The following is a 9799-nucleotide window of genomic DNA, read 5'->3' on the forward strand; positions in this document are numbered from 1 at the left end:
ATTTCGGCACAGGTTTCATCAAAACCTTCGTAACGAAAGTGGAGCAATGGCTCCATCACCGTATCAGGCAACTCATTTTAAAAAGATGGAAAAATCCACGTACTAAGATTAGCAGATTAATGCGTTTAGGCCTAGATATGGACAGTGCTAAACGCATTGGTTACTCCAGAAAGAAATACTGGAGACTGTCAAAAACACCTGAAGTTCATTGGGTGCTTACAACGAAAAGACTCTACCGGTGGAACGTAGTTTCACTACGAGACCTAGCAGAGTCTGCTTACTTAAGATATTGAACCGCCGTATACGGAACCGTACGTACGGTGGTGTGAGAGGACGATAAATGAATTAATCATTTATCTCCTACTCGATTCTAAATTGCTATTACCGGTCAAATTAAGTATACTAAAATAGTACAAATCAGGTCATTTGATCTGACAAGTGAATGGACAGGCATCATTTTAGAGAATATTATTCCATTTCAAATTGCCCATGATAATCCGGATTAAAAAATAAATGAGCGGTACCCATATTCGACGGGAGGATGAGGACAGATGAACGCAAAAGACTGGTTCACTATTCCAAATATATTGTCATATTTCAGGTTAATACTTATTCCGTATTTTGTAATTGCTTATATGTCTGCTGAATCCCATGGTGAATATGTGTACGCGACGGGTATTCTGGTTTTGTCCGGACTGACTGATGCTGTGGATGGGTTTATAGCAAGACGCTTTAATCAGGGGACAAAAATCGGACAGCTTCTTGATCCTGTTGCCGATAAACTGACCCAGGTGGCAGTCGTTGCCGTTCTAATGTTTAAGTGGCCGGTGTTTCTCTTTCTATTTATTCTTTTCCTGGTGAAGGAAACTTATATGTTTGTAGAAAACATCCGGCTGTATAAAAAACAGAAAACACTGGATGGATCGATCTGGCCGGGTAAAGTTGCTACGATCGTCTTTTACTTCACTATGTTCATTGCTGTTTTTTTCCCAACACTGACTGAGGGCACCGTAGTTCTTCTGGTAGGCGTAGCGAGTATCTTTCAAATCAGTGCATTTTATCATTACAGTAAGTTATTCAGAGATATGCACAGTAACGAAGTATAATAAGGTGTGTTATTATAAAATTCTGATTTACGTGTGATAAACTAGTGGAAAGCAAGAGGAGTAATGTCATGGAAACTGGAGTGGGGCTGGATAATGCAAAGAAATACCTTGAAGCCAGTAATGAGTTGAATGTTATCAAATCATTCAATTACCACCTTTAGAAGACCCCGTATTGCCGTCTTTAACAGATGACCTCATGGCACAGAAAAAAAGGACCCGACAAGATAAACGAATAAAATGGTTGGATATTGCTATTACTATTACTCCGGAACATAATTACTGAATGACCAGCGTGTTGACAAACGCATTAGATTTTATGTATCATAATTTGAATGACAAATCAGCAGGAATCGTCAGTTATGAATTTATGGGTTGAGAATGAACAGCTGAAGAGTTTCGGATAGTCTTGTCATAATTTAAAATACTCATGTAAGAACGCATCCTAATGTGTCAATATCCTGAACTGAAAATTTCTGCCATGGACATAATCTAGGACAATAGTCAGGAGTAAAAAACTGAAAATGTGACCCTGCCATACCCACTAGAAAAGTATTTACCTTATTAGGTGGTGAGAAAGATGAATGACAATAGAGACCAGCTTAAAGCATTGACAATTTTGCTTAAAGCATCTTCAAGTGTAGAAAAAGTAGTAAAAAATGATATGGCATCTTATGGATTGAATGCAACCGAGTTTTCAGTACTTGAACTTCTATTCAATAAAGGACGTCAACCAATACAGATGATCGGAAAACAGATCCTGTTAGCTTCAAGCAGCATCACATATGTCGTTGACAGACTAGAGGAAAAAGGATTTGTCGATAGAGTAGCCGATAAGTTTGACAGAAGAGTCACCTTCTGCGAGCTCACGCAGGAAGGGCATACTCTGATGAAGGAAATATTTCCTAAGCATGCAGATAAAATAGCTGAAATTTTTGAAGAATGCACATTAGAAGAAATAAAAACTTTACAGAACACCCTAAAAAAAGTCGGGTATAAAGCAGTCAGCTTACAGGACACTTAACTAGGGCCAACCTTTATTCGCTTTCATAATACTCTTATGGTATAATGATTAAAGGAGTATAATATCTTAATGAAGAATTGAGGGGATGAAAGTGGCTAAAGAAGAGATCACTGCGGAAGTCCAGCAATTGGTTGAAACGGAACTTCGTAAAGGTGCCAGCAACTCCCGAATTGCTAATTTATTAGATTTACCTTATAAAGAAGCAGTCGACATTATTGAAACGATCAAAGAAAATTTAAGACCGGATGTTGGGGATGAAATTATCTTTTCATTTAGAGACGAACCAATGGAAGGAATTATTGAAAAACTTCTTACAAACAGTGCCATCGTCCGTATCAACTGGAATCATTCTGCTGAAAGAATGCGTGATCTGGTTGAAGAAAAAACGGTCGTTAACTTTAAAGATATTGAAGGATTTAAAAATCAAGTGGATGAAGAATAAGCAACTATCAAAAAAGGCCGTCCTAGGATGGTCTTTTTTGCTTTTATACACCCCGAATTGAGGAAGTGTAAAAGGGTCACCGCAGAAATTTGACTTAAGAAGTTAAACAGGCAGTAAAAAATCATACAAAAAACATAAGAATAAGGAGACCGTTCCAACCAGTAATGATAGCGCTATCAACAAAACTTTCAAAACTGCCTTCACATATAAATCATTATTTTAATCTTGACAGTTTTTCCAAACTAAGTTAGTATTTTGATTGTCAAATAGTTTGATAATCAAACAATATCGACTAAACGAATAGGAGGAGATGATGTGGATCCAAAAATCAATGAAATAAACGGGTACCTGGTATCTATTTTCAACGATGTGCTGATGATTGAAGAACGGACACTCCAGACCAGTCAGTTCAAGGATGTATCGATCAAAGAAATGCATACCATTGATGCAATTGGCATGTATCAGGAGCACACAACCAGTGAAGTGGCTAAGAAGCTTGGGATTACTGTAGGTACGCTTACAGTCTCGGTCAACAACTTAGTCCGTAAAGGCTATGTGAACCGCGTCCGAAGCGAGAAAGACCGAAGAGTCGTCAAGCTGGCGCTGACAAAGCAAGGCCGCCTGCTCTATCGTCTTCATGACAAGTTTCATAGAGACATGGTCAGAGAAACGCTAACGGAAATGAGCGAAGAAGAAGCTGAAGTGCTGATGAAAGGCTTGTTGAATCTTCACAGCTTTCTTGAGCGGACAAAGGAGCAGTTACCGGAGTGATGGACAAGACCCATGTAAAAATATATTCAACTGGGAAATATATCCCACCTCATCGTGTGTCTAATCATGATTTGACGAGCTGGATGGATACGTCTGACGAATGGATTGTCAAACGGACAGGTATCCGATCCCGTTACTTATCTCGTGGAGACAACACGAGTGACTTGTGCGTCAAAGCTGCGCATGATGTGCTAGAAGGTAGTCATATCGATGCTGATGAAATCGGACTGATTATTGTTGCGACAATGTCACCTGATGGGCAGTCTCCATCTGTTGCCAGTAAAGTACAGTCAGCGATTCAAGCGGGTCAGGCGATGGCATTCGATATGAACGCAGCCTGCTCAGGTTTTGTCTACGCGCTATCTACAGCAGAAAAAATACTCAGACATGCTCCCTACAGCTATGCCTTAGTGCTTGGCGGAGAGGTCATGTCAAAAGAGATCGACTGGACAGACAGAAAGACGGCAGTACTTTTCGGTGATGGAGCAGCAGGAGTCCTGATAGGTAAGACAGATGAGTCTGATCAGTTTATATCTGAAGATCTTCATGCAAATGGAGATAAAGGAGAGGCACTGACATCTGGGAATAGACAGGTGGATAATCCTCTTGTACAGTCAGACAAATCAGTCAGTTACCTGACTATGGATGGAAGAGAGATCTTCAACTTTGTCACTCGCTCGATTCCGGACAGTATCCAAAAGGTTATTGAAGCCGGCGGGACTGACATAGAAGACATTGATTATTTTCTTCTTCATCAGGCAAATGCACGCATCATAGAAATTGTTGCCAGGAAACTGAAGCGTCCTGTCGAGACATTTCCAATGAACATTCAGAATTACGGGAACACATCTGCAGCCAGTCTACCGATACTATTGGACGAGCTTGCAAAAGAAAAAAAAGTGTTGAATGGAAAAAAACAGAAAATCATCTTGAGTGCCTTCGGCGGGGGATTAACCTGGGGAACGCTACTCTTGGAAATAAACTAATGATACAAACTAAAAAACTAATGAACTAATCGGAGGAATTATAAATGACAACTTTTGAAAAAATTCAGGAAATTATCGTAGATCAGCTGGACAAAGAAGAAAGCGAAGTACAACTCTCAACGAACTTTAGAGAAGAACTTGAAGCAGACAGCTTGGATCTGTTCCAGATCATAAATGATATCGAAGACGAATTTGACATCAAGATAGAATCTGAAGAGGGTCTGACAACTGTAGAAGATCTAGTAAAATATGTTGAAGGTCAAATCGAATCTTAATTTAACAGGAAGGAGCTCCTAGATGAATCAGCCCTTATTAGAGCAAATTGGAATTAAATATCCCATCATACAAGGAGCGATGTCATGGGTTGCCACTCCAAGTCTAGCAGCAGCCGTCTCAAATGCAGGCGGACTGGGCATGCTTGGAGCCGGGCATGAACCAGGTGAGTATGTCAGAAAAATCATTCAAGAAACTAAGAAGATGACAGACAAACCATTTGGTATGAATGTCCTGCTGCTGTCACCCTATGTTGATGATGTCGTCGATGTTGTGTGCGAAGAAGGCATAAAAGTCGTGACAACTGGAGCGGGCAGTCCTGGACGATATATGAAAAAGTTCAAGGATGCAGGTATTACTGTGATCCCTGTAGTTGCTTCCGTTGCACTGGCCAGACGGATGGAAAAAGAAGGTGCAGATGCAATCATCTGTGAAGGGATGGAAGCTGGAGGTCATATTGGAAAACTGACAACCATGACACTAGTTCCTCAGGTCGTTGATGCAGTTCATATTCCAGTAATAGCAGCTGGAGGTATAGCAGATGGCCGGGGAATGGCTGCCGCATTTATGCTGGGAGCGTCTGCGGTACAATTGGGTACACGGTTTGTAGTCGCTTATGAAAGTATTGCTCATGAAAAATTCAAGGAGCGCATTATTAAGGCGAGAGACATTGATACCGTCGTAACTGGTATGATCACAGGTCATCCTGTACGTGTACTTAGAAACAAACTCACAAAAGAATATCTGAAAGTAGAAAAAGAAATTACAAGTGATGAGCATCCGGATTTTTCACGTCTTGAAGAGCTTGGTAAGGGCGCTTTAAGAAAAGCGGTTATTGAAGGTGATAAGGATGGTGGATCATTTATGTCCGGTCAGATTGCCGGTCTGGTATCGAAAGAACAGAGTTGTGAGGAGATCATTCAGGAGCTGATGAGTGAATACAAAGAGCTGACAGCTCACCCAGTCGTCTTTAATTGATGTGTAAGCTTCAGTCTAATACTTTGATATTCAAACAAATGGCGACTTACTCATTTATCAGTTATATGAAAGGAAGTTTTTCGTGAAAACTGCATTTGTCTTTAGTGGGCAGGGTGCGCAGTATCTGGGCATGGGAAAAGAATTCTACGACACTTATGCATCTGCCCGCGCTATATTTGATCAAGCCAGTGAGGCATTGGATCTCGATCTTGCTGAAATTTGCTTTAACGATGAAAAGAAGATACATCTCACTCCGTATACTCAGCCGGCTATTCTGACAGTCAGTCATGCTATTGCTGCAGTCATGGGCGAAGAAGGCATTCATCCGGATTGTTCAGCAGGACTTAGTCTGGGAGAATACAGTGCGCTTGTCGCTTCAGGAGGCATAGGGTTCAAAGAAGCAGTCAGACTTGTCCACAAGAGGGGAAGTCTTATGGAAGAAGCTGTTCCTGACGGAGAAGGAAAAATGGCTGCGGTCATAGGACTGGATGCAGAAGCAGTTGAATCGATCTGTACCTCAGTCACTGAAAATAACTATGTGACCGTAGCAAATTATAATACGCCAAGTCAGCTTGTTCTTTCTGGAACAGCAGAAGGTGTGGAGCAGGCGATGAAGCTGGCCGAAGAACGTGGGGCGAAACGTGTAGTTGAACTGAATGTCAGCGGACCTTTTCATTCTCAACTGCTTGAACCAGCAGCTCAGGAATTTTCTGAAGTCCTGTCTCAGCAGACATTCAACCCGTTAACTATCCCGGTCTATTCTAACGTGACAGCCAGTGCTTATCCTGATTCAGGGGCGATTTCTCATCTTCTCACTGAACAGATGACTTCATCTGTCCGTTTTGAACAGATGATTCGGATTATGGCTGAAGATGGGGTAGAGAGATTTATCGAAGTCGGACCTGGAAAAACTTTAAAGTCATTTATCAAAGCAATTGATAAAAGCTTTAAACCGTCGAATGTCGAAAAGCCTAGTCAATTGAATAAATTACTGGAAAAATCGAGTGGATAGTAGGGGTAATATGGATAAAAAAACAATCATAGTAACAGGAAGCACCAGAGGAATCGGTAAAGCGATCGCAGCCTTCTTTCTTAATAGAGGGCATAATGTCGTTGTTAACGGACGAAAAGACCTGTCAGATGATCTGATGGATTACTTCAACGTTTTCGACGGGACTGTCCATGTTATCAATGGGGACATCAGCGATTCGGCCTTTGCTAAAAAGCTGATCAAGGACACTAGAAAACACTTTGGGTCTGTAGATGTTCTAGTGAATAATGCAGGGATCACACGTGACAATCTGGCAATCAGGTTGTCTGATGATGATTTTGATGCCACGCTTGATGTGAACTTGAAAGGCACGTTCTATACATCTAAAGAAGCGGCTAAAGTGATGCTCAAGCAGCGCTCAGGGCATATCATCAATATGTCCAGTGTTGTCGGAGTAGCTGGAAACGTCGGACAGGCGAACTATGCTGCGAGTAAGGCCGGTGTAATCGGATTGACCAAATCATTGGCCAAGGAGCTGGCTCCAAGAGGCGTGCTGGTTAATGCCATCGCACCTGGCTTCATTGAATCGGATATGACCGATCAGCTGACCGATGAAGTAAAAGAGAAAGCTCTGATGACTATTCCTCTCAACCGCCTTGGTAAAGCTGAAGAGGTAGCTGAGCTGGCAGGGTTTTTAAGTAATCAGAAGTATATTACCGGACAAGTTTTCCACGTTGATGGTGGAATGGTAATGAACGGGTAAATAGTTTAGGAGGCTGAGAATGGAAAGAGTAGTAATTACTGGTCTTGGGGCGATTACGCCGCTTGGCAATTCAGTAGCAGAATTTTGGGATGGACTGAAAAATGGAAGAAACGGCATAGGGCCGCTGACCAAATTCGATGGAGAGGCAATCAATGTTCATGTTGCCGGAGAAGTCCGAGACTTTGAAGCTAAGAAAGTCATGGACAGAAAACTGGCTAAGCGTATGGACCCATTTTCGCAGTATGGCGTAGCGGCTGCTCTTGAAGCAGTGAAAGATAGTGAAATCGACATGGATGAAATTGATGCCGATCGCATGGGAGTCATTGTCGGTTCAGGAATTGGCGGACTGAATGCCATGCAGGACCAGATCATCAAAATGCATGAAAAAGGACTGGACCGTGTTGCTCCCTTTTTCGTTCCTATGGCAATTGGAAATATGGTTGCGGGAAATATCTCCATAGCAACTGGAGCAAAAGGCCCGAATCTCTCAATCGTCACAGCCTGTGCATCCGGAAACAATTCAATTGGAGAAGCATATAGAAATATCAAGCACGGCTATGCCGACATCATGCTGGCTGGTGGAGCTGAGGCAAGCATCAATGAAATCGGTATGTCAGGTTTTGCTGCGCTGAATGCATTATCAACTAATGAAGATCCTAATGCTGCTTCAACACCTTTCGACAAGAATCGTCATGGATTCGTCATGGGTGAAGGTGCAGGAGTTCTTGTACTTGAAAGCCTGTCTTCTGCTTTGAAACGCAAGGCGAAAATATATGCTGAAATTACAGGTTACGGTGCGACTGGAGATAGTTTCCACATGACTGCCCCTTCTCCAGACGGATCAGGTGCTGCAAGAGCCATGAAGCAGGCTATTAAAGAGTCTGGAATCGAAGCTGCAGATATTGGCTATATCAATGCACACGGAACATCTACACCTGCCAATGACTCTTCAGAAACCGAGGCCATCAAACTGGCATTAGGTGATGAAGCAGCTGCGAGTGTCGCTGTTTCAAGTACTAAAAGCATGACAGGTCATTTACTTGGAGGTGCAGGGGCGATCGAAGCGATCGCATCCATTAAAGCACTTCAGGAAGGAATACTTCCACCGACAATCAATCTAAGCACACCTGACGAAGCCTGCGACCTGGATTATGTCAGCAATCAGCCAAGAGAAAAAGCAATTCAGTATGCATTAAATAACTCTTTAGGGTTTGGTGGACATAACGCCGTTACCTGCTTCAAGAAATGGGAGGATAAGGAATGAATTTTGAACAGCTGAAAGAGCTGATCGATCACATCGACCGGTCATCTCTTTATGAGTTCGAGATGGAAAATGACGACATCTCCTTAAAATTGAGTAAAAGAAAAACGTATGGTGCTGGTGGTGTCGTGCAGACCCAAGATCAGGTGGAGCCTAACAATCAGGCAGAACCTGCAAGGAAATTCTCACCCTCGTCAGAAGAGGAAACTGCTGCGCAGTCCGCGCCACAAGAGATCGCACCAGATGAAGATCTTCATGAACTGAAGGCGCCCATAGTAGGGACAGGCTACCTGTCTTCTTCACCTGATGCCCCACCATTCGTCAGTGAAGGCGATGCAGTATCAAAAGGTCAGACCATCTGTATCATCGAAGCGATGAAAGTCATGAATGAAATCAAGAGTGACGTAGACGGAACGATCAGCCAAATAATGATCGAAGACGGACAGCCTGTCGAATTCAATCAGTCACTGATCAAAATCAAGCCAAATTAAAGGAGACTACTTATGACTACTATGAACATCAAAGAAATTCAGGAACTGATTCCCAATCGTTACCCGATCTACTTTATTGACAAAGTGACAGAGCTGATTCCAGGTGAACATGTCACCGCAATAAAAAATGTAACGATCAATGAAGAGTTTTTCCAAGGACACTTCCCGGGAGAACCAGTCATGCCAGGTGTACTCATTGTTGAGAGTCTGGCACAGGCTGGATCGATCCCGCTTTTAAAACTGGATCAGTTCAAGTCTCAGACAGCCTATCTCGGTGGACTGAACAAAGTTAAATTCAAGAAAAAAGTAGTTCCTGGAGATGTGCTTGAATTAAAAGTAGATATCGTCAAGCTTAAAGAGTATGCTGGAATCGGTAAAGGTGTCGCATACGTGGATGGCAAGAAGGTCTGTGAAGTAGAAATGACATTCATTATCGGAAGATAGCAGATCACTAAAATTTGTATCTATTAAGCATTATGGTGTTAAGTCAAGAGAATAGATTATAAAATGACAACCTATTTTCATAAAAAAGGGTGCACTGAACTAAACCGCCACGTATTCGAAAATACGTTCGGTTTATATCTTCGGTTAGTCGTCCTTAAGAAATAGTTTCTCTTAAGACTCTATCGCCTCCGATCTTGCGATATAGAGTTGGTGATCGCTTAGGAGTGCAAACACCAGACGCACTAATTTTCGTGCAGTTAAGACGAGGGCTC

The 9799-nt window shown here is 42.2% G+C and carries 12 protein-coding genes and 1 pseudogene; all 13 read left to right on the top strand.

The features are described from left to right. Nucleotides 1-293 (top strand): annotated as a pseudogene (locus tag ACYQ2O_RS07985) (group II intron reverse transcriptase/maturase); the annotation flags it as partial. Nucleotides 294-551: 258 nt separating this feature from the next. Then, nucleotides 552-1106: a CDP-alcohol phosphatidyltransferase family protein gene (locus tag ACYQ2O_RS07990; RefSeq protein ID WP_346025595.1), complete on the top strand. Its 555-nt coding sequence runs from the start codon at nucleotides 552-554 to the stop codon at nucleotides 1104-1106. Between the two features lie 577 nt (nucleotides 1107-1683). Beyond that, nucleotides 1684-2127 carry a MarR family winged helix-turn-helix transcriptional regulator gene (locus ACYQ2O_RS07995; RefSeq protein ID WP_346025594.1) on the top strand — a complete coding sequence of 148 codons (444 nt, stop codon included), beginning with the start codon at nucleotides 1684-1686 and terminating at the stop codon, nucleotides 2125-2127. Nucleotides 2128-2212: 85 nt separating this feature from the next. Continuing rightward, the gene (locus ACYQ2O_RS08000; protein ID WP_428830598.1) at nucleotides 2213-2569 is read left to right on the top strand and encodes a DUF2187 domain-containing protein; all 357 of its coding nucleotides are present in this window, start codon (nucleotides 2213-2215) and stop codon (nucleotides 2567-2569) included. Nucleotides 2570-2884: 315 nt separating this feature from the next. Further along, nucleotides 2885-3340 carry a fatty acid biosynthesis transcriptional regulator FabT gene (fabT, locus tag ACYQ2O_RS08005; RefSeq protein WP_170230946.1) on the top strand — a complete coding sequence of 152 codons (456 nt, stop codon included), beginning with the start codon at nucleotides 2885-2887 and terminating at the stop codon, nucleotides 3338-3340. Continuing rightward, complete coding sequence (locus ACYQ2O_RS08010) at nucleotides 3340-4326, top strand: beta-ketoacyl-ACP synthase III (RefSeq protein WP_346024285.1); 987 nt, start codon at nucleotides 3340-3342, stop codon at nucleotides 4324-4326. The genes fabT and ACYQ2O_RS08010 overlap by 1 nt, the downstream gene beginning before the upstream one ends. A gap of 44 nt (nucleotides 4327-4370) precedes the next feature. Next, nucleotides 4371-4601, top strand: coding sequence for an acyl carrier protein (locus ACYQ2O_RS08015; protein WP_346024284.1), 231 nt, complete (start codon nucleotides 4371-4373; stop codon nucleotides 4599-4601). A gap of 22 nt (nucleotides 4602-4623) precedes the next feature. Further along, complete coding sequence (gene fabK / locus ACYQ2O_RS08020) at nucleotides 4624-5577, top strand: enoyl-[acyl-carrier-protein] reductase FabK (RefSeq protein ID WP_346024283.1); 954 nt, start codon at nucleotides 4624-4626, stop codon at nucleotides 5575-5577. Between the two features lie 82 nt (nucleotides 5578-5659). Continuing rightward, on the top strand, nucleotides 5660-6589 hold the full coding sequence (gene fabD / locus ACYQ2O_RS08025) for an ACP S-malonyltransferase (RefSeq protein WP_346024282.1): 930 nt from the start codon (nucleotides 5660-5662) through the stop codon (nucleotides 6587-6589). Between the two features lie 10 nt (nucleotides 6590-6599). Next, entirely contained in the window at nucleotides 6600-7331 is a 732-nt protein-coding gene (gene fabG / locus ACYQ2O_RS08030; RefSeq protein ID WP_346024281.1) for a 3-oxoacyl-[acyl-carrier-protein] reductase, read from the top strand. Nucleotides 7332-7350: 19 nt separating this feature from the next. Further along, nucleotides 7351-8595, top strand: a complete 1245-nt coding sequence (gene fabF, locus ACYQ2O_RS08035) for a beta-ketoacyl-ACP synthase II (protein ID WP_346024280.1) — start codon at nucleotides 7351-7353, stop codon at nucleotides 8593-8595. Beyond that, complete coding sequence (accB, locus tag ACYQ2O_RS08040; protein ID WP_091268061.1) at nucleotides 8592-9083, top strand: acetyl-CoA carboxylase biotin carboxyl carrier protein; 492 nt, start codon at nucleotides 8592-8594, stop codon at nucleotides 9081-9083. The genes fabF and accB overlap by 4 nt, the downstream gene beginning before the upstream one ends. 21 nt (nucleotides 9084-9104) lie before the next feature. Continuing rightward, the gene (gene fabZ, locus ACYQ2O_RS08045) at nucleotides 9105-9527 is read left to right on the top strand and encodes a 3-hydroxyacyl-ACP dehydratase FabZ (RefSeq protein ID WP_346024287.1); all 423 of its coding nucleotides are present in this window, start codon (nucleotides 9105-9107) and stop codon (nucleotides 9525-9527) included. Nucleotides 9528-9799 lie beyond the last annotated feature (272 nt).

The sequence above is a fragment of the Alkalibacterium sp. m-11 genome, from assembly GCF_054658155.1.

Excerpts from the sequence above, each read along its gene's own strand:
- ACYQ2O_RS07990 (WP_346025595.1), top strand. The coding sequence starts at position 552 with ATGAACGCAAAAGACTGGTTCACTATTCCAAATATATTGTCATATTTC.
- ACYQ2O_RS07995 (WP_346025594.1), top strand. The coding sequence starts at position 1,684 with ATGAATGACAATAGAGACCAGCTTAAAGCATTGACAATTTTGCTTAAA.
- ACYQ2O_RS08000 (WP_428830598.1), top strand. The coding sequence starts at position 2,213 with ATGAAAGTGGCTAAAGAAGAGATCACTGCGGAAGTCCAGCAATTGGTT.
- ACYQ2O_RS08010 (WP_346024285.1), top strand. The coding sequence starts at position 3,340 with ATGGACAAGACCCATGTAAAAATATATTCAACTGGGAAATATATCCCA.
- ACYQ2O_RS08015 (WP_346024284.1), top strand. The coding sequence starts at position 4,371 with ATGACAACTTTTGAAAAAATTCAGGAAATTATCGTAGATCAGCTGGAC.
- fabK (WP_346024283.1), top strand. The coding sequence starts at position 4,624 with ATGAATCAGCCCTTATTAGAGCAAATTGGAATTAAATATCCCATCATA.
- fabG (WP_346024281.1), top strand. The coding sequence starts at position 6,600 with ATGGATAAAAAAACAATCATAGTAACAGGAAGCACCAGAGGAATCGGT.
- fabF (WP_346024280.1), top strand. The coding sequence starts at position 7,351 with ATGGAAAGAGTAGTAATTACTGGTCTTGGGGCGATTACGCCGCTTGGC.
- accB (WP_091268061.1), top strand. The coding sequence starts at position 8,592 with ATGAATTTTGAACAGCTGAAAGAGCTGATCGATCACATCGACCGGTCA.
- fabZ (WP_346024287.1), top strand. The coding sequence starts at position 9,105 with ATGAACATCAAAGAAATTCAGGAACTGATTCCCAATCGTTACCCGATC.